Source organism: Enterobacter sp. JBIWA005, assembly GCF_019968805.1.
GTDB lineage: Bacteria > Pseudomonadota > Gammaproteobacteria > Enterobacterales > Enterobacteriaceae > Enterobacter > Enterobacter vonholyi.
Genome location: NZ_CP074159.1, coordinates 2,860,578 through 2,879,547, shown reverse-complemented (window position 1 = coordinate 2,879,547; position 18,970 = coordinate 2,860,578). Strand labels below are relative to the sequence as shown.

20 protein-coding genes, 3 tRNA genes and 1 pseudogene are annotated in these 18,970 nt (G+C 51.1%); 15 read left to right on the top strand and 9 right to left on the bottom strand.

Features of this window, described 5'->3' with window-relative positions; genetic code table 11:
* Positions 1 to 42: 42 nt before the first annotated feature.
* The 4 genes from amyA to fliD are packed head-to-tail and all read right to left on the bottom strand — an operon-like array spanning position 43 to position 3,812.
* Complete coding sequence (amyA, locus tag KGP22_RS13710; protein ID WP_111964881.1) at positions 43 to 1,530, bottom strand: alpha-amylase; 1,488 nt, start codon at positions 1,528 to 1,530, stop codon at positions 43 to 45.
* Positions 1,531 to 1,581: 51 nt separating this feature from the next.
* Positions 1,582 to 1,956 carry a flagella biosynthesis regulatory protein FliT gene (gene fliT, locus KGP22_RS13705; protein WP_033145899.1) on the bottom strand — a complete coding sequence of 125 codons (375 nt, stop codon included), beginning with the start codon at positions 1,954 to 1,956 and terminating at the stop codon, positions 1,582 to 1,584.
* Positions 1,957 to 1,961: 5 nt separating this feature from the next.
* Positions 1,962 to 2,366: a flagellar export chaperone FliS gene (gene fliS / locus KGP22_RS13700; protein WP_033145898.1), complete on the bottom strand. Its 405-nt coding sequence runs from the start codon at positions 2,364 to 2,366 to the stop codon at positions 1,962 to 1,964.
* A gap of 21 nt (positions 2,367 to 2,387) precedes the next feature.
* Complete coding sequence (gene fliD, locus KGP22_RS13695; protein WP_223579536.1) at positions 2,388 to 3,812, bottom strand: flagellar filament capping protein FliD; 1,425 nt, start codon at positions 3,810 to 3,812, stop codon at positions 2,388 to 2,390.
* 401 nt (positions 3,813 to 4,213) lie between these two features.
* On the opposite strand from fliD, the gene KGP22_RS13690 reads away from it, so the two are divergent.
* The 9 genes from KGP22_RS13690 to sdiA all read left to right on the top strand — a co-directional run bounded on the left by KGP22_RS13690 (position 4,214) and on the right by sdiA (position 12,124).
* Entirely contained in the window at positions 4,214 to 5,038 is an 825-nt protein-coding gene (locus KGP22_RS13690) for a flagellin (protein ID WP_111964862.1), read from the top strand.
* 62 nt (positions 5,039 to 5,100) lie between these two features.
* Positions 5,101 to 6,306: a flagellin lysine-N-methylase gene (gene fliB / locus KGP22_RS13685; protein WP_223579534.1), complete on the top strand. Its 1,206-nt coding sequence runs from the start codon at positions 5,101 to 5,103 to the stop codon at positions 6,304 to 6,306.
* 129 nt (positions 6,307 to 6,435) lie between these two features.
* Complete coding sequence (locus KGP22_RS13680) at positions 6,436 to 7,155, top strand: RNA polymerase sigma factor FliA (protein WP_014170714.1); 720 nt, start codon at positions 6,436 to 6,438, stop codon at positions 7,153 to 7,155.
* A 54-nt stretch (positions 7,156 to 7,209) separates the two neighbouring features.
* Positions 7,210 to 7,761: a flagella biosynthesis regulatory protein FliZ gene (gene fliZ / locus KGP22_RS13675; protein ID WP_008500339.1), complete on the top strand. Its 552-nt coding sequence runs from the start codon at positions 7,210 to 7,212 to the stop codon at positions 7,759 to 7,761.
* 86 nt (positions 7,762 to 7,847) lie between these two features.
* Complete coding sequence (gene tcyJ / locus KGP22_RS13670; protein ID WP_023336163.1) at positions 7,848 to 8,648, top strand: cystine ABC transporter substrate-binding protein; 801 nt, start codon at positions 7,848 to 7,850, stop codon at positions 8,646 to 8,648.
* A gap of 106 nt (positions 8,649 to 8,754) precedes the next feature.
* Entirely contained in the window at positions 8,755 to 9,741 is a 987-nt protein-coding gene (gene dcyD / locus KGP22_RS13665) for a D-cysteine desulfhydrase (protein ID WP_223579532.1), read from the top strand.
* Between the two features lie 21 nt (positions 9,742 to 9,762).
* Positions 9,763 to 10,431: a cystine ABC transporter permease gene (gene tcyL, locus KGP22_RS13660; RefSeq protein ID WP_014884380.1), complete on the top strand. Its 669-nt coding sequence runs from the start codon at positions 9,763 to 9,765 to the stop codon at positions 10,429 to 10,431.
* Entirely contained in the window at positions 10,428 to 11,180 is a 753-nt protein-coding gene (gene tcyN / locus KGP22_RS13655; protein ID WP_008500343.1) for an L-cystine ABC transporter ATP-binding protein TcyN, read from the top strand. Before tcyL ends, tcyN begins: the two co-directional genes overlap by 4 nt.
* A gap of 221 nt (positions 11,181 to 11,401) precedes the next feature.
* The gene (gene sdiA, locus KGP22_RS13650) at positions 11,402 to 12,124 is read left to right on the top strand and encodes a transcriptional regulator SdiA (RefSeq protein WP_127731506.1); all 723 of its coding nucleotides are present in this window, start codon (positions 11,402 to 11,404) and stop codon (positions 12,122 to 12,124) included.
* A gap of 66 nt (positions 12,125 to 12,190) precedes the next feature.
* Here sdiA and KGP22_RS13645 read toward each other — a convergent pair whose 3' ends face one another.
* The gene (locus KGP22_RS13645) at positions 12,191 to 12,415 is read right to left on the bottom strand and encodes a DUF2594 family protein (protein ID WP_008500345.1); all 225 of its coding nucleotides are present in this window, start codon (positions 12,413 to 12,415) and stop codon (positions 12,191 to 12,193) included.
* 466 nt (positions 12,416 to 12,881) lie between these two features.
* On the opposite strand from KGP22_RS13645, the gene uvrY reads away from it, so the two are divergent.
* From uvrY to KGP22_RS13615, 6 genes are all read left to right on the top strand, one after another.
* Positions 12,882 to 13,538 carry a UvrY/SirA/GacA family response regulator transcription factor gene (uvrY, locus tag KGP22_RS13640; protein ID WP_111964857.1) on the top strand — a complete coding sequence of 219 codons (657 nt, stop codon included), beginning with the start codon at positions 12,882 to 12,884 and terminating at the stop codon, positions 13,536 to 13,538.
* A complete protein-coding gene (uvrC, locus tag KGP22_RS13635) occupies positions 13,535 to 15,367 on the top strand; it encodes an excinuclease ABC subunit UvrC (RefSeq protein ID WP_223579530.1) in 1,833 nt (610 codons plus the stop codon). Before uvrY ends, uvrC begins: the two co-directional genes overlap by 4 nt.
* Before the next feature lie 56 nt (positions 15,368 to 15,423).
* Positions 15,424 to 15,972, top strand: a complete 549-nt coding sequence (pgsA, locus tag KGP22_RS13630) for a CDP-diacylglycerol--glycerol-3-phosphate 3-phosphatidyltransferase (protein WP_149366561.1) — start codon at positions 15,424 to 15,426, stop codon at positions 15,970 to 15,972.
* Between the two features lie 152 nt (positions 15,973 to 16,124).
* A tRNA-Gly gene (locus KGP22_RS13625) sits at positions 16,125 to 16,200 on the top strand.
* A gap of 46 nt (positions 16,201 to 16,246) precedes the next feature.
* Positions 16,247 to 16,320, top strand: a tRNA-Cys gene (locus KGP22_RS13620).
* A gap of 11 nt (positions 16,321 to 16,331) precedes the next feature.
* Positions 16,332 to 16,418, top strand: a tRNA-Leu gene (locus KGP22_RS13615).
* 126 nt (positions 16,419 to 16,544) lie between these two features.
* Here KGP22_RS13615 and KGP22_RS13610 read toward each other — a convergent pair.
* The 4 genes and pseudogenes from KGP22_RS13610 to KGP22_RS13595 form a co-directional block, all read right to left on the bottom strand.
* A pseudogene (locus KGP22_RS13610) lies at positions 16,545 to 17,546 on the bottom strand (tyrosine-type recombinase/integrase).
* 1 nt (position 17,547) lies between these two features.
* Positions 17,548 to 17,967 (bottom strand): hypothetical protein, encoded by a 420-nt coding sequence (locus KGP22_RS13605; protein WP_008500350.1) that lies wholly within the window; start codon positions 17,965 to 17,967, stop codon positions 17,548 to 17,550.
* Positions 17,967 to 18,320: a hypothetical protein gene (locus tag KGP22_RS13600; protein WP_008500351.1), complete on the bottom strand. Its 354-nt coding sequence runs from the start codon at positions 18,318 to 18,320 to the stop codon at positions 17,967 to 17,969. The genes KGP22_RS13605 and KGP22_RS13600 overlap by 1 nt, the downstream gene beginning before the upstream one ends.
* 10 nt (positions 18,321 to 18,330) lie before the next feature.
* Positions 18,331 to 18,966 carry a hypothetical protein gene (locus tag KGP22_RS13595; protein WP_223579528.1) on the bottom strand — a complete coding sequence of 212 codons (636 nt, stop codon included), beginning with the start codon at positions 18,964 to 18,966 and terminating at the stop codon, positions 18,331 to 18,333.
* Positions 18,967 to 18,970 lie beyond the last annotated feature (4 nt).

Here is an 18,970-nt window from a genome sequence, read left to right as displayed (position 1 = left end):
GAGAGGGACGGGGTGAGGGCATCAGGCCGCACGTTTCCCGTTCTACAGCGCTTCCTCTATTACCCACACGCTCACGCTTCCGCCTTTGCATGTAAACGTCCCTTCGCCATCCGCCGCCGTGGTGATGGTTTCTTCGCGATTGCCGAGAAAATCCCGCCACGTTTTGTTGCCGTAGTTTTCCCCAAGACAAATCACTTTTTCACCGTCGTCCCCGTTCGACATCACCACCACGCAGCCGGGATCGTCTTCCGTACCGCTGCGGCTGAAGGCGATGCAGTTTGGATGGTCGAAAAACAGCGTTTGCACGCCGTGGGCAAAACGCTGGCGCGCGAGGATCAGCTCGTGAAGCTGCTCAATGACCGGCATATCAATATGGTACGTTTCACCGTCACCTCCCGCGTCGTCATAGCTGGCGCCGAAGAGATCCGGATAAAAGACGCTCGGCACGCCATTTTCCCGCAGCAGGATCAACGCGTAGGCCAGCGGCTTAAACCAGGCTTCGACCGGCGCTTCCAGCGCCTGCAGAGGCTGAGTATCGTGGTTCGCGACGAGGGTGACCGCATGAAACGGATCGGCTTCCACCAGGGTACCGGTGAAGATTTGGCTCATGTCGTAATCCCGGCCCTGACGTGACGCCTCGTGGAATTTCATCTGCAGGGGGGCATCAAACAGCATGGTTTTGCCTTCGACCTGGTCAATATAGGCCTGAAGTTTATCCACCTCATGGGACCAGTACTCCGCCACGATAAACAGCGGCTGGTCGGCAACTTCCTGGACGTGCTCAATCCACTCTTTGTAAAACCAGGCGGGAATATGCTTGACGGCGTCCAGACGAAAACCGTCGCAGCCCGTCTGTTCCATGACCCAGCGGGCCCAGTATTTGATCTCCTCGGTCACGGCGTGATTGCGAAAGTCGATATTTTCGCCCATCAGATAATCGAAGTTACCCATCTCATCATCAACCTGATCGTTCCAGCCTTCGCCGGTGTAGTCGTTGACGATTTTAAAGATGCCGTCCTCATCGGGGTTTTCAATATGGTCGACGCCGCTGAAGCATTTGTAGTCCCAGATAAACTGTGAATACTGCCCGGCGCGGGCAGGGAAGGTGTAGCGGGTCCAGGCTTCGCACTCGATGACCTCGTCATCAATTTGCGTGCGGTCCTGCTCGTTCACGCGCTGAACGCGCACGGGCTCTTTTTCATCGGCGCCCATTTTGTGGTTGACCACCACGTCCAGCAGCACGGCAATGTCGTTGCTCTTGAGGGCATCAATGGCCTCCAGCAGCTGTGCTTTGTCGCCATATTTGGTGGCGATACTGCCTTTCTGGTCAAACTCGCCAAGATCGAACAGGTCATAGGTGTCATAGCCGACAGAATACCCGCCGGATGCCCCTTTACAGGCGGGCGGCAGCCAGATCATGTTGATGCCGATTTCGTTAAGATTGGGAGCTAACGCCGTGACCTCTCGCCACAATTCACCGCCAGCAGGGTAGTACCAGTGAAAACATTGTAACAGGGTGGGGTTTTTCATCATCCTTGCTCCAGAAGCCATTGGCAGACTTCTGGAGTATGGATGAAGAAATCATAGTTGTGTGTCGCGGGTCAAACTTTCTGGATAAAGAATATTCCCTGACAGCTTTCCATAGGTAGACGTGATGGATTGCTGTTTACCGGTTTGATCAATCAGATTACGCAGTTCGTCCATCCGGACTTTCAGCAGAGCCTTTAGCGCATTCTCATTTTCAAGGATCATTTCCAGCAGCGCACGCGCTTGCTCAACCTGAGCCGGAGGGCATGACATGATGGGTGTTTGCGAAATTTTTTCCACCAGTTGAACGTAATGCATTTCCTGCTCGATAAGCGCATCCCATTGACCAGAATGTGCGAGATTGAGCATAGCAATGCTCTGAGCATGTAACGCCTGCCAGTGGCTAAGCGCTGCGCTGGGATTATTCATCAAAATTATCCTGAAATAGAGGACGCATTGGGGCCGATTTGCTTCCACGCATCCGCAATGTTGTTTAATAAACCCTCGACTTCAACAATTGCGTCTACGTCGTTACTGACATTCGCCAGCAACAAACGTCGAACCATATATTCGTACAAGGAGGCAAGATTACCGGACAACTCGCTCTCAACCTCCATGTTCAGTCCTGCTTTTAAACCGTTGTCGATGATGTTGATGGCTTTCGTTAACGCTTCGCCTTTCTCACGAATTTGTCCGGCTTCCATGAACAAACGCGCGCGAACAAGGGCGCTATGCGCCCCGTCGAATAACATGACAATCAGCTGGTGTGGACTGGCATTCATGACTGCGCTTTCGACTCCTATCTGCTGATAGGATTGAACACCAGAGGTCTTATACATATCCACTCCTGAAGGCTACGACTACTTTTGTGAGAACTGTTGGGTCAGGTAGTTGGCTGTACTGGTCATTTTGGTGACTAATACGTCCAGACTGGTGAACTGGGTTTTGTAACGCGCCATGGTGGCATCAATAGTGGCTTCCATAGCATCGTAACGCTCACCCAGCGTTTTTAGCGTTTTGTTGATCCCGTCTTTCGCGTTCTGGATCACCCCGGCGCTGCCGGTACTGGTGCTGAGCATGGTGGTCAGCGTGTTGTTCATCTGGGTGGCCATACCGGTTTTCTTTCCGTCACCGACAAAATACTGCTGTACGGCGTTTGGGTTATCGGTCAGCGCTTTTTTCAGCTTATCGGTATCGACTTTCAGGTTACCGACGGTACCGTCAGAACCTTTAACCGGGTCCTGGGTAATCCCCAGCTGGGCCATGATCTGTACCGAGCCGCTCTGCACTTCGGTCAGCAGGCCGCGCAGCTGAGACTGGATCCCGCGCACGTTCGCATCACCAACAAGTGCCCCGTTGCTGGCTGACTGGCTGCCGGAGCCAGCATCAACCGGAACATATTTCGTCAGGCTGTTAATGGTGGACTGCAGGGAGTTATACGCCGTTACCCAGTCCGTGATCGCTTTCTGGTTAGCATCCGTTGCGCGAGTCACCTCTAATGTTTCATCTGCCTTGCTTTCTGCTTTCAGCGAGAAAGTCACGCCAGGCAGGGCATCGGTAATGGTATTCGACTGGCGCTCGATGGAGATGTTGTTCACTACCACAATCGCGTTCTGCGCGTCGGTGTTCACCGTCAGCGCGCCCGTTTTGGTGGTTGAGTCGTAGCCAATGGCGCTTTGCAGCTTGGCGTCGCCAGTGACGCTTACCGTCATCGCACCATCCATACCGGTGGTTTTAGATGACAGCATCAGGCGGTAATCACCGTCTTTCGCTTTAATGACGCTGGCGGTGACGTTGCCGTTCGCTTTATTAATGGCGCTCGCGATCCCGGCCAGAGACGTATCGCCATCCGCCAGGGTGACCTCTAAAGGCGTTTTCGTGCCCGGCTGGGTGATGGTGATTTTACGCGTTGTACCTGTCGTATCGCCCAGCAGATCAGTGTTGTTTGCATAGGAGCCGGTAGTGAGTGCCTGTGCCTTGGCAACCTGGTTGACGTTTACAACAAAGGAACCGACAGATGCGTCAGCCGTTGTCGTGGCGGTAAAGGCCGTATTGGTACTGCTAACGGACGTTGAGTTCCAGGTGGTTGCTTTACCCAGCGCAGCGGTCGCGGTCTGCAGCGATGTCATGGCGCTCTGCAGCTTGCCGTAAGCGCTTAACTGCGCGTTATACGTTGATTGCTGGGAAGTAATCGTCGTCAGCTTGGTTCTTTCTGCTGCATCCAACTGATTATATAAATCCCCGAGTCCTGCAGAACCTATCCCGAGGTTACTGATAGTAGCCATGCATATTTTCCTTAAAATACGAAAGTAGTTCAGGACTCTTATCGGCCTCTCAACGTAAAAGTTTACGATGGTGAGAAAAAAATAATCCAAAGAATAGACGCGTCCTGGCGGGGTAAATGAAAGGATTGCACTTTAGGATCATTATCTGCGCTTTGAAAACACGAATAAGTGTGTGCCTTTTTAGTCATCTCTTTGCGCGTTAAAAAAGCATAAATAATAACGCTCTGTTGGACCTTAATTGATTTTTTAAAAATAAATCTGTTAATAATCAGCTGGTTGTAATTTTTTCAAAATTGATTCTAAAGTCTTTTGGGGACCCGTCGATAACCTTGTTGACGGTGAGAGACGCTGTGAGTGTTAGGCACCGGACCTAAAACCCAATTTTTGAAGGAAAGAAAATTATGGCAGTTATCAATACTAACCTGTTGTCCCTGACCACTCAGAACAACCTGAACAAATCTCAGTCTTCTCTGGGCACTGCTATCGAGCGTCTGTCTTCCGGTCTGCGTATTAACAGCGCGAAAGACGATGCTGCTGGCCAGGCGATTGCAAACCGCATGACCGCTCAGATCAAAGGTATGAACCAGGCAGCACGTAACGCCAACGACGGTATCTCCATGGCGCAGACTGCTGAAGGCTCTCTGAACGAAATCAACAACAACCTGCAGCGCGTTCGTGAACTGGCTGTTCAGGCAAGCAACGGCACCAACAGCACCTCTGACCTGGCTTCTCTGCAGGATGAAGTTACCGCTCGTCTGGCTGAAATCAACCGCGTTGCGGGCAAAACTGACTTCAACGGCATCAAACTGCTGGACGGCACTGCTGGTACTGCTGGCGTAGTTAAAATTCAGGTTGGCGTTAACGACGGCGACACCATCGATCTGGACCTGAGCGGTGCTAAAGCTGACACCACCACTCTGGGCGTGAACGCTATCGACCTGAAAACTATGACCGCTACTGACCTGGGCACCATCGACGCAGCTATCGCTAAAGTTGATAAAGCACGTTCTGGCCTGGGTGCTGTGCAGAACCGTTTCACTTCTGCAATCAACAACCTGAACAACACCTCTAACAACCTGTCTGCTGCTCAGTCCCGTATCCAGGACGCTGACTACGCAACTGAAGTTTCCAACATGTCCCGCGCGCAGATCCTGCAGCAGGCTGGTACTTCTGTTCTGTCTCAGGCAAACCAGGTTCCACAGACCGTTCTGTCTCTGCTGCGTTAATTTTACGCGTGAAACCCCGCTTCGGCGGGGTTTTTTTATCTCTGCTATTTGAGAATCCGCCTGTGAAACAAATCAGTGTCACTCAACCAAAGCTGGTCGCAGATTTTTCATGTGTCGGTGGGGAATGCCGTGAACATTGTTGTCAGGGCTGGACCATCGCGTTTGATAAATCCTCCGTTAATCGCTATCTGAACAGTAAAAATGCCGCTATTCGTCAGACGGCGAAAACGGCGATAAAAGTCACCAAAAAAAACTATGACCACTGGGGTGAAGTGATTTTCCATACGGAAAGTAAAAACTGCCCGTTTATGGATACGGAAAAACTCTGTTCTGTTCATGGCGCCATGGGCGTCCAGGCCTTAAGCCCAACCTGTTCGACATTTCCACGGACAAGCCGGGTCTATAAAAATGAAATCGAAAAATCGCTGAACCTGTCGTGTCCGGAAGTGACCCGACTTCTGTTGAACGATCGGGAGTCTATGTCGTTGATGGAATCTGTCATTGTTCAGCAGGACGTCAATAATGCGCCGATGATTGATTTGAAGGCCAAGGTCATCAATCTCTTCTGCCAGAATATTTTCAGCGTTGAGGGCGTCAGCGTTGAGGAACAGGTTTACGCCGTAGTGAAATTCCTCATGGTGGCGGAAAAGCTCGATAATATCGCAGAGAATATCGGCACGCTCGAAACGGTCTATTTCTCACTGGTTAACGAACTGGTGAGCGGTAAAATCAAAACGGAATTATGCGGCTTTAATCAGAACTACAGCCTGAAGTTCGCGTTAATTTCGCTCATCCAGAGCTACTTCACGAAGAAAGTAACAGCCCGCGGCGGTGCGGTATTAAACCGTTATTTTACCCAGCTTTATCAACAATTTGACTCTGCGGGTGACACCGTGCCGGCAGAGAAGGTCATGGAAAACATCGAGTCCGTCTGGCGCGATGTGGCGGGCAGTTATCTGGCGACCAATGACCATTTATTCAAGAACTTTTTTAAATACAAACTTTGGGAGCAGGGCTTCCCGCAGAACAACGGCCGCAGCATGTTGAATAACCTTTATTTAATCGTTGCGGAGTTCTATTTCCTTAAAACGTTACTTGCCGGTCAGGCTCTCGTGGCGGGGAAAATTGAACAAGATAATATCATTGATGTTATTTACAGCTTCCACTCCCTTAGCCAGCATAATCAGGAAGCAGGAAAGCTCTTTCATCAACATATAGATAGCGTCAAACTGGGCGACGATCTTTCATTGTTACAACTGTTAATTTAGGCAGAAAAGTTGCCCCTGTTGTGGGCAACCTCAGAATAACCTCACTTTATCCCCCTTTTTCATCCAATTGAACGCCCTGCAGAATCGGATAATCATGCCGATAACTCAACTAACGCAGGGCTGTTTATCGTGAATTCACTCTATACCGCTGAAGGTGTAATGGATAAACACTCGCTGTGGCAGCGTTATGTCCCGCTGGTGCGTCACGAAGCATTGCGCCTCCAGGTGCGCTTGCCGGCGAGCGTGGAACTCGACGATCTGCTACAGGCGGGCGGTATCGGGTTATTGAATGCAGTTGACCGATACGACGCTCTGCAAGGAACGGCATTTACGACTTACGCAGTTCAGCGTATTCGTGGTGCGATGCTGGACGAGCTGCGCAGCCGCGACTGGGTGCCGCGCAGTGTTCGCCGCAACGCGCGCGAAGTGGCGCATGCGATGGGGCAGCTGGAACAGGAACTGGGACGTAACGCAACTGAAACCGAAGTGGCGGAACGTCTTGGCATTGCTGTTGAAGAGTATCGTCAGATGTTGCTCGATACCAATAATAGCCAACTCTTCTCATATGACGAGTGGCGAGAAGAGCATGGCGATAGCATCGAGCTGGTGACGGACGAGCACCAGCAGGAGAACCCGTTACACCATTTAATGGAAGGGAATTTACGCCAGCGCGTCATGGAGGCTATTGAAGCTCTGCCTGAACGCGAACAGCTGGTATTGACCCTTTACTACCAGGAAGAGCTTAACCTCAAAGAGATTGGCGCTGTTCTGGAGGTGGGAGAGTCGCGGGTGAGCCAGCTGCACAGCCAGGCCATTAAACGCTTACGAACCAAGCTGGGTAAGTTATAGGTGATTGATTCACCTTAAAAATGCCGCACAACGTATTGACAACCAGGAGTTATCATGACGGTGCAGCAATCTAAAAGACGGCCTTTAAGCCGCTACCTGAAAGACTTTAAACACAGCCAGACGCATTGCGCCCACTGTAACAAGTTACTCGATCGTATCACGCTGGTTCGCCGGGGCGAAATCGTCAATAAGATTGCGATTTCGCGTCTCGACACGTTGATGGACGAAGCAGCATGGCTCGAAGAGCAAAAAGAGTGGGTGGCGCTTTGCCGTTTCTGTGGGGATCTCCACTGCAAAGAGCAAAGCGACTTCTTCGATATTATCGGCTTCAAACAGTTCCTGTTTGAACAAACGGAGATGAGCCACGGCACCGTTCGCGAATATGTCGTTCGCCTGCGCCGCCTTGGGCAACATCTGACCGTAAACAATATTTCTCGCGATCTGCTGAAAACCGGTTATCTGGATGAAAATCTGGAGCCGTGGCTGCCTGCGACCAGCACCAACAACTACCGAATTGCGCTGCGCAAGTATGCGCAATACAAGGTACAAATGCCGGGTGCCATAAAGCAGAAAGCCCACGCCGGAACAACTTCTGATATATATTAAAAAAGAATAAGATGTAGCGCAGTCGCCTTTGACGTTGCAGGCGATTTCTCTACACTACGTAAAAATTCCACTATATCGGGGTATTTATGAAATTTGCACTTCTGGGTCGTCAGGCGCTGATGGGTGTTATGGCCGTTGCGCTGGTTGCGGGCATGAGCGTGAAAACGTTCGCCGCAGAAAACCTGCTGAATAAAGTAAAAGAGCGCGGTACGCTGCTGGTCGGGCTGGAAGGAACCTATCCTCCGTTCAGCTTCCAGGGCGATGACGGTAAGCTGACCGGTTTTGAAGTGGAGTTTGCTGAAGAGCTGGCGAAGCACCTCGGCGTGAAAGCGTCCCTGAAACCGACCAAGTGGGACGGTATGCTGGCGTCGCTGGATTCCAAACGTATTGATGTGGTGATTAATCAGGTGACCATTTCTGACGAGCGTAAGAAGAAATATGACTTCTCTACGCCGTACACCGTGTCCGGTATTCAGGCGCTGGTGAAGAAAGGCAACGAAGGCGGAATTAAAACTGCCGCGGACCTGAAAGGGAAGAAAGTCGGTGTTGGTCTGGGTACTAACTATGAAGAGTGGCTGCGCCAGAACGTGCAGGGCGTTGATATCCGCACCTATGATGATGACCCGACGAAATACCAGGATCTGCGCGTGGGCCGTATCGACGCCATTCTGGTTGACCGCCTGGCCGCGCTGGATCTGGTGAAGAAAACCAACAATACCCTGGCGGTAGCGGGTGATGCGTTCTCTCGTCAGGAATCAGGCGTTGCCGTTCGTAAAGGTAACGAAGACCTGGTCAAAGCGATTGATTCCGCGATTGCTGACATGCAAAAAGACGGCAGCCTGAAAGCGCTCTCCGAGAAGTGGTTCGGTGCAGACGTCACGAAATAAGTTTCTGCCGTAAAAAAAGGCGCTTTTAAAAGCGCCTTTTTTATTTCTTTCGCGTCTGCGTGCATAATGAAAAATATCACATTTTGTCAGAGTTACCGGAGAACCCATGTCACTACAGAATTTAACGCGCTTTCCCCGCCTGGAGTTCATCGGCGCGCCGACGCCGCTGGAGTACCTGCCGCGATTTTCTGATTATTTAGGGCGCGATATTTTTATTAAGCGTGATGACGTGACGCCGATGGCGATGGGGGGCAACAAGCTGCGCAAGCTGGAGTTTCTGGCTGCTGACGCCCTGCGCGAAGGCGCGGATACGCTCATTACTGCCGGGGCCATCCAGTCCAACCACGTTCGCCAGACGGCGGCCGTGGCGGCAAAGCTTGGGCTCCACTGCGTGGCATTGCTGGAAAACCCGATTGGCACGCGGGCAGAAAACTATCTCACCAACGGTAACCGTCTGCTGCTGGATCTGTTTAATGTGCAGGTAGAAATGGTGGATGCGTTGACCGATCCGGCCGCCCAGCTCGACGAGCTGGCGACGCGTCTGGAAGCGCAGGGGTTCCGCCCCTACGTTATCCCCGTCGGCGGTTCGAACGCGCTGGGCGCGCTGGGGTATGTGGAAAGTGCGCTGGAAATTGCGCAGCAGTGCGAGGGCGCAGTGAGCCTCTCCTCTGTGGTTGTCGCGTCCGGAAGCGCGGGCACGCATGCCGGGCTGGCGGTGGGGCTCGAACAACTGCTGCCGGACGTCGAGCTTATTGGGGTGACGGTGTCCCGCAGCGTCGCGGATCAAAAGCCGAAAGTGGTCACTTTACAGCAGGCGGTAGCCGCGCAGCTGGAGGTGAAGGCCAAGGCCGATATTTTGCTCTGGGACGACTATTTTGCGCCGGGTTACGGTACGCCTAACGAAGAGGGCATGGAAGCGGTGAAGCTGCTGGCGCGCCTCGAGGGGATACTGCTCGATCCGGTCTATACCGGCAAAGCGATGGCCGGACTGATTGACGGCATTGCACAGAAACGCTTTAAGGATGAAGGGCCGATTTTATTTGTCCATACCGGCGGGGCGCCTGCGCTGTTTGCCTACCATCCTCATGTCTAAAAGTCAGGTCGAAAAATAATAATGCAAGAAAGTATTCAACTGGTTATTGATTCTCTGCCGTATCTGCTGAAAGGTGCGGTATTTACGTTACAGCTCAGTATCGGCGGGATGTTCTTTGGGCTGGTTCTGGGATTTGTGCTGGCCTTAATGCGCATGTCGCCCATCCTGCCGGTGCGCTGGCTGGCGCGTTTTTATATCTCCGTGTTTCGCGGTACGCCGCTCATCGCCCAGCTCTTTATGATCTACTACGGCTTGCCGCAGTTTGGTATCGAGCTGGATCCGATTCCGGCAGCGATGATTGGTCTGTCTCTCAATACCGCGGCGTACACCTCTGAAACCCTGCGTGCGGCCATCTCCTCCATTGACAAAGGGCAGTGGGAAGCGGCGGCCAGTATCGGGATGACGCCATGGCAGACGCTGCGCCGGGCCATTCTGCCTCAGGCGGCGCGCGTGGCGCTACCGCCGCTCAGCAACAGCTTTATTAGCCTGGTGAAAGATACTTCCCTGGCAGCAACGATTCAGGTTCCGGAACTTTTCCGTCAGGCACAGCTTATTACTTCGCGCACGCTTGAAGTCTTTACCATGTATCTGGCCGCCTCGCTAATTTACTGGGTGATGGCGACGGTACTGTCTGCTCTGCAAAACTACTTCGAAAACCAGCTTAACCGCCAGGAGCGTGATCCAAAATGAGTGCTATCGACGTCAAAAACCTGGTGAAAAAATTCCACGGTCAAACGGTGCTCCACGGGATCGATCTGGAAGTAGAGCAGGGGGAAGTGGTGGCGATTATCGGACCGAGCGGTTCGGGAAAAACGACGCTGCTGCGCAGCATTAACCTGCTTGAACAGCCGGAAGGCGGCACCATCCGGGTAGGCGAGATAACGATTGATACAGGGAAATCAATCAGCCAGCAGAAAGGTTTAATTCGCCGCCTGCGCCAGCATGTCGGTTTCGTTTTCCAGAACTTTAATCTCTTCCCGCACCGTACGGTGCTGGAGAACATTATCGAAGGGCCGGTTATCGTTAAAGGTGAGCCAAAAGAGGAGGCGACGGCGCGCGCGCGCGAACTGCTCGCCAAAGTCGGGCTGGCGGGGAAAGAGACCAGCTATCCGCGCCGTCTGTCGGGCGGCCAACAGCAGCGCGTGGCGATAGCGCGCGCGCTGGCGATGCGTCCTGACGTGATCCTGTTTGATGAACCGACCTCTGCGCTCGATCCTGAACTGGTGGGTGAAGTGCTGAACACCATTCGCCAGCTGGCGCAGGAAAAAAGGACGATGGTGATCGTAACGCATGAAATGAGCTTTGCACGCGATGTTGCTGACAGAGCCATCTTCATGGATCAGGGACGGATTGTTGAGCAGGGGCCGGCGAAAAGTCTGTTCGCCAATCCTCAACAGCCGCGAACCCGTCAGTTCCTTGAAAAATTCCTTATGCAGTAGCATTTATGCACTAATTTGCTCCAGAAATTTAGGCTGGAGCAAATTATTCTCCCTACGGGCGCCGTCCTTTGATTTTTTATTCCGCCCAGCTCGGATAAACCTTATGAATACTAAAGTTAATTGGGCTATTGCCGATATTTTGCAGTTAGAAAAAAGTTTTATGTGTTAGTTTATATTCACCATAATAATGATTATCTTTTCAGAGGCTTCATTTAGTAAGTATGAAGGATTCAGACTTTTTCAACTGGCGACGGGACTGCTCACTCCGGTTTCAGCAATTGACGAGTACCGATGAGGTATATCAGGAGCTAGAGCGGCAAACTCAGGCGCTGGAATTCGATTATTACGCGCTCTGCGTGCGGCATCCCGTACCCTTTACGCGCCCTAAAATCTCTTTGCAGACTACTTATCCAAAGCCGTGGATGGCGCAATATCATTCCGCGAACTATTTCGCTATCGATCCGGTTTTAAAAGCGGAAAATTTCATCCAGGGTCATCTACCCTGGACAGACGCATTATTTGCCGAGGCGCAGGAATTATGGCATAGCGCCCAGGACCACGGTTTACGCGCGGGAATAACGCAGTGTCTGATGCTGCCTAACCACGCGCTCGGCTTCCTGTCAGTATCTCGTACGAGTCTTAAGGAAGGGCCATTTGCCCGTGAGGAAATAGAACTGCGGTTGCAAATGCTGGTGCAAATGGCTTTAACCTCTCTGACGCGTTTTGAAGATGAGATGGTCATGCCGCCAGAAATGAAATTCAGTAAACGCGAGCGCGAAATTCTGAAATGGACTGCGGAAGGGAAGACGTCAGCGGAAATAGCGATCATTCTCTCTATCTCAGAGAATACCGTTAACTTCCATCAGAAAAATATGCAGAAGAAATTCAATGCGCCTAACAAAACCCAGATTGCGTGTTACGCAGCGGCAACGGGGCTGATCTGACAGGATAATACGTTCTGCGTGACAGACGAGGGAACGGCTGAATGCACTGCATCCAGCCGTTTTTTGTTACTGGCGATAGGCTTGTTTGATTTGCTTAACGGTGTTAGCAAATACCGCAGATTCAGCCTGGTCTTCCATCTCCGCGATTTGTTTTTCCATTTTAATGATCACACGACCGGCATCAGCCTGGCCCATCGCCTGCAGCATCAACGTTAGCAATGCTTTCAGGCAGTTTACTTCCTGTGCCAGTTCCTGGTTATTCTCCGCAGTGGCAAATTCAGGTGTGCTCATTTATTTTCCTCATTATTAAACGGCGCTAAAGCGCGACGACGAAAGTCAAGGCGGCGGAGTATACCACAAGCTGAAGCAAAAAATGCAGTGGTTGTTTTTTGTACTTTTACGTGGATGTTTAATTGCGTAAACAGAACGTACCGGTAAACTTAACAGCCGTTAAAGGCTATTAATTGTTTATGCCCGGTTCGCTTGCCGTTAATTATTGTTACAAAAATTTGAGATCTGTTTTTTTGCAGAAAAAGCCTGCTAGTTTTTTGTAACTTTTTGAATACAGATGCTTAAAAAAAGCTGCAAAAGCCCTGACTGCATGGTCTCTCTTTCCACGGACTGTACAGCCTAATTTCCAAAAACGAGAGCAAAATCGAATAGCCGGTTTTTTAACGTTTTAATCTTGTGAGGAAAACCGTTAATATAAACCAAATTATCACTCAGTAGCGTTATCCCTATTCTGGAGACATTTCCTTTGATCAACGTCCTTCTTGTTGATGACCACGAACTGGTGCGCGCAGGGATACGACGCATTCTTGAAGATATTAAAGGTATTAAAGTTGCCGGTGAGGCGTGCTGTGGCGAAGATGCGGTAAAATGGTGCCGCACAAACTCGGCAGATGTGGTACTGATGGATATGAACATGCCCGGTATCGGTGGTCTTGAAGCAACACGCAAAATCGCGCGTACTTTTGTTGATACAAAAGTCATCATGCTGACCGTGCATACCGAAAACCCACTGCCCGCGAAAGTGATGCAGGCGGGCGCAGCGGGCTATCTGAGCAAAGGAGCGGCGCCGCAGGAAGTCGTCAATGCGATCCGTTCCGTGTATGCAGGACAGCGTTACATTGCTTCCGACATCGCACAGCAGATGGCCCTGAGCCAGATCGAGCCCGAGAAAACCGAATCACCGTTTGCCAGTTTGTCCGAGCGTGAATTGCAGATTATGCTGATGATCACTAAAGGTCAGAAGGTGAATGAGATCTCGGAACAGCTGAATCTCAGCCCGAAAACGGTCAACAGCTATCGTTACCGTATGTTCAGTAAACTGAACATTCATGGTGATGTGGAACTGACGCATCTGGCCATCCGGCATGGTTTGTGTAATGCGGAGACGTTGTTAAGTCAGTGAGTGATGTGTTCGATTCAAAAACATTTCTGAAAACCGTAACCAGCCAGCCTGGCGTCTATCGCATGTATGACGCTGGCGGTACGGTTATCTACGTGGGGAAGGCAAAAGATCTTAAAAAACGTCTCTCCAGCTATTTTCGCAGCAACCTGGCCTCCCGTAAGACTGAAGCGCTGGTCTCACTCATTCAGAATATTGATGTCACCGTCACGCACACGGAGACAGAAGCGCTGCTGTTAGAGCACAACTATATTAAGCTCTACCAGCCGCGCTATAACGTCCTGTTGCGTGATGATAAATCCTACCCGTTTATTTTTCTGAGCAGCGACACCCATCCGCGCCTCGCCATGCACCGCGGTGCGAAACATGCAAAGGGTGAATATTTCGGGCCGTTCCCTAACGGCTATGCCGTGCGTGAAACGCTGGCGCTGCTGCAAAAAATCTTCCCAATCCGCCAGTGTGAAAACAGCGTTTACCGTAACCGCTCGCGCCCGTGCCTTCAGTACCAGATTGGTCGCTGCCTGGGGCCGTGTGTAGCCGGGCTGGTGAGTGAAGAGGAGTATGCTCAGCAGGTGGAGTATGTGCGCCTGTTCCTGGCCGGTAAAGACGATCAGGTCTTAACGCAGCTTATCGCGCGGATGGAAAAAGCCAGTGCCGCACTCGAGTTCGAAGAGGCCGCACGGATCCGCGACCAAATCCAGGCGGTGCGCAGAGTCACTGAGAAACAGTTTGTCTCGAATACCGGTGACGATCTCGACGTTATCGGCGTAGCCTTTGACGCCGGGATGGCCTGCGTGCACGTGCTGTTTATTCGCCAGGGCAAAGTGCTCGGCAGCCGCAGCTATTTTCCGAAAGTGCCTGGCGGTACCGAACTGGGTGAAGTGGTGGAAACCTTTGTCGGCCAGTTCTATCTGCAGGGGAGCCAGATGCGCACGCTGCCTTCTGAGATCCTGCTCGATTTTAATCTTGACGATAAAACCCTGCTGGGCGAGTCGCTCTCTGAGCTGGCGGGGCGTCGGGTCAATGTACAAACCAAACCGCGCGGCGATCGTGCGCGTTATCTGAAGCTGGCACGCACCAACGCGGCGACGGCGCTCACCACTAAGCTGTCGCAGCAGTCGACGGTGCACCAGCGTTTAACGGCCCTGGCAACGCTGCTGAAGCTGCCGGAAGTGAAACGGATGGAGTGTTTCGACATCAGCCATACGATGGGGGAACAGACGGTGGCCTCCTGCGTGGTGTTCGATGCTAACGGCCCGCTGCGCGCCGAGTATCGTCGCTATAACATCACAGGCATCACGCCGGGCGATGACTATGCGGCGATGAATCAGGTGCTGCGTCGTCGCTATGGTAAAGCCATTGAGGAGAGCAAAATCCCGGATGTGATCCTGATTGACGGTGGGAAAGGGCAGCTCGGCCAGGCGAAAGCGGTATTTGAATCGCTTGATGTCAGCTGGGATAAAAAACATCCGCTGCTGCTGGGTGTCGCAAAAGGGGCCGATCGTAAGGCCGGGCTGGAGACACTGTTCTTCGAGCCGGAAGGTGAGGGCTTCAGCCTGCCGCCGGATTCGCCGGCGCTTCACGTCATCCAGCATATTCGCGATGAATCACACGATCATGCCATCAGCGGTCACCGCAAAAAACGGGCGAAGGTGAAAAATACCAGTAGCCTGGAAACGATTGAAGGCGTGGGGCCAAAACGTCGCCAGATGCTGCTGAAATATATGGGCGGATTGCAAGGATTACTCAACGCCAGCATGGAGGAAATTGCAAAAGTGCCGGGTATTTCGCAAGGGCTGGCAGAAAAGATCTACTACTCGTTGAAACATTGAGGGCTCTGTAGCAACATAGAGCTAAATTTTACTGACAACAAATAGTTACCGTCACTATGCAATATAATATCCCTACGTTGCTCACTCTTTTTCGTGTTGTACTCATCCCGTTCTTTGTGCTGGCGTTTTACCTGCCGGTTGTCTGGGCACCCTTTGCGTGCGCATTGATCTTCCTTATCGCAGCGGTAACAGACTGGTTTGATGGCTATCTGGCGCGCCGCTGGAATCAAAGCACCCGTTTCGGCGCCTTCCTCGATCCGGTGGCGGATAAAGTGATGGTCGCGATTGCCATGGTGCTGGTGGCCGAGCACTATCATACCTGGTGGGTGACGCTGCCTGCGGCAACCATGATTGGCCGTGAGATTATTATCTCTGCGCTTCGCGAGTGGATGGCGGAACTGGGAAAACGCAGCAGCGTGGCGGTCTCGTGGATTGGTAAAGTGAAAACGACGGCGCAGATGGCGGCGCTGGTCTGGATGCTCTGGCGTCCGAACGCCTGGGTTGAGTGGGCGGGAATTGTCCTGCTGTGGGTAGCGGCAGTGCTGACGCTGTGGTCAATGCTGCAATATTTGAACGCTGCCCGAGGGGATTTGCTTGATCAGTGATCGTTTCGCCGTAATTTTCAGCAAACGATCCGGGGATGCAAAAAATAACGTTGACTCATAACGTCATATCAGTAGAATGCAACGCATCGAACGGCGGCACAGTCAGCCGGACGATAATGAAATCAAGTAGTTAGACATTTACTTGATGACATGCGGGAATAGCTCAGTTGGTAGAGCACGACCTTGCCAAGGTCGGGGTCGCGAGTTCGAGTCTCGTTTCCCGCTCCAGATTAAAGACATGCGCAATAGCGGGTGTCAGTTTGAAAAGTTTTACGGCGCGTTAGCAAAGCGGTTATGTAGCGGATTGCAAATCCGTCTAGTCCGGTTCGACTCCGGAACGCGCCTCCACTTTCTTCCCTGGCCGGATGGTGGAATCGGTAGACACAAGGGATTTAAAATCCCTCGGCGTTCGCGCTGTGTGGGTTCAAGTCCCACTCCGGCTACCATGGGAAAAGTAGAATAAAATCAATGATAAGCAGTGTCGTATAAACCACCGAAAGGTGGTTTTTTTATGTCTTCAATATGGGGCAGTGGCAGCAAAATGGCAGCAGCATGGCAGCACACCTTTAAATTTACTCTGCACGATTATCAAAGGGGTTGAGTGCAACGGCTGCATCAAGATGATTTGGAGCGAAGTGAGCGTATCTCATAGTCATCATGATCGTGCTGTGCCCGAGAATTTGCTGTAATACCAGAATGTTTCCTCCTCGCATCATAAAGTGGCTGGCAAAGGTATGTCTGAGCACATGGGTGCGCTGACCTTTAGGCAGCTCTATCCCAGCCCGTGTAAGTGCTGATTTGAAAGCCTCATATGCAGGGGAGAAAAGTGAACCGCGTTTTTTGGGAAGCATTTCTTGTAACTGCGGCGAAATGGGTACTGTTCGGTTCTTTTTGCTTTTGGTCTGTGTAAAGGTCAGACGTCCGGGAAGAATTTGAGATTGTTTTAAATCCTGCGCTTCACTCCAGCGTGCACCAGTGGCCAGGCAAATACGCACGATAATTCCCAAATCTTTGTTTGCTGACTGGTCACATGCTTCAAGTAGACGAGCAATCTCCCCCTCGTAAAGAAAAGCCAGCTCCTGATCTCCTTCCTTAAACTGCCTGATACCTGAAAGCGGGTTATCTCCCTCCCACTCACCCAGCCGTTTCATTTCCGAGAATACAGCATGCAGGTATGACTGCTCGCGATTTACTGTCGCTTCACTTAGCTTCTTCTTGCCTTTCTGATTCCACTCCCCGCTTAATCGTCGTTCGCGGTATACGGCGAACGTATTTTTATCGAAGTGGGAGGCGAGAGGGTTACCGAGGCGCTCACAGATAGCCAATAGCTTCACTTTTCGCTCATCGCCAGAAGAGAGCGTTTTGCCATGCATTTCGTACCAGCGTTCAACGAATGCCGCTAGCGTTAAAGCATTGTCGCCTATCGCCTGGCTTGAGGCACTATTCATAGTGCGACGCTCAAATGAAAGCGCCTCGCCTTTGGTGGCGAACTGTTTGCGAATGCGCTTTCCATCGCGCCCATAGGGGAAACATTGGCAAAGTCATTTGCCAGAGGGAAGTTTTCGAACCGTCATATTAACTGAATAAGTATTTGGCAATGGCCAAGGCGATACCGGTTGTACCAATCATGGTCGCCGCAATCCATTTAGTCTGATTTGCTATCTCTTTATGCACTGAAATAAGCTCTTTTTGTAATTCTGACTTCAGAGATGCGGTTTCGGTTTTTTGTTCGTTCCGTAGGCTGGCTATTTCTGTTTTCAGCTCCGTCTTGAGTGCCAGAACATCACTTTTTGTTGAAAATTCTTCAGCACGCGCATTGAGCTTGGCTAGGTCGATTTTTATCTGAGTGATGTTTTCTTCAGTTCGCTCTACGCGTCTCTTCAGATCGTCCATACCATTACCCCCATCGTTGCCGTCTGAGCCTCCTTTTTTCCATTTATCACGTGGAAAATCCTTGAGGTTCAAGATGTTGCTAGATTCTGCATTGTTAGCCATCAGAAGCTTCCTTTTTCTTGCTCTATCCAGTTTAACACTGGATAAACCGCGTAATGACTGGTAAACCCGCAATTTTTACAAATCAATCGGTATTCATAATTTAGCAAAGAGTACTGTGGTTCAAACGATTCGATTTGCACAAAGCTGACGTATGCTTCGTTGGAGGCACCTTCTGGTCCAGCAGTCATCACTTGAGCTTGAGGAATGCCAATATCGAGACTACCGCAACTAAGGCACTTGATGTCCTTGCCGACCTTTGCATCCAAAAACTCAGCGAACAGCTCAGGAGTTACCTTTTCTAGTCGTGAGAACAATAAGCGTTTTAACTGTTCAGGCCTTTTTTCTTCACTCATGATCCTGTCCTTAAAAAATAAGAGCGCCTAAAATGAACCCAACTAGGAACGTAAGTCCGATTTCCTTAGGGTATCTTTGAAGTAATGCAACAAAACCGAGTCGGGAAACTTCTTCTCCGCTAGATTTAGATATAGGGAGAACTGAGTTGTTTTGTTGATCAAGCCATAAAAGAGCCATTTGAAGTTGATTACGAGTGAGATCATTTAAACGCCCAGTGCCAAAGTTGACGTGGCAGTAATGAATCAACTTTTGTCGTAGCTCGCTATCTTCACTATTACGAAGAAGGAGACTGACTAAAGCTTTGCTGGCATCTTTTTCTTTACATCGCTCAACCATCGCCTGCAAGTAGCTAAGTGCCGTCTGGTACTGATTGACGGTCATTTCCTCTATGCTTGACACACCAATCTCTGCGTGCACTTTTTGCCAAACTTCATACGCTTCAGAATTAGAGGTTTCTGACACTTCTGCAACAAGGGCATTCAGTTCTTTTCTTTGCGCTTTGACGAGCGGCCGCTCGTCATGAGCATCTGAGGGGATCGCAATGTTGATGGTGTGACGACCATCAAATTTATGTATTTGAACGCGGTTTTCTGTGAAGTCGCGTCCAGCTGTCCGGTTTAGATCTCCTGAGGAATTCACTTCCATACTA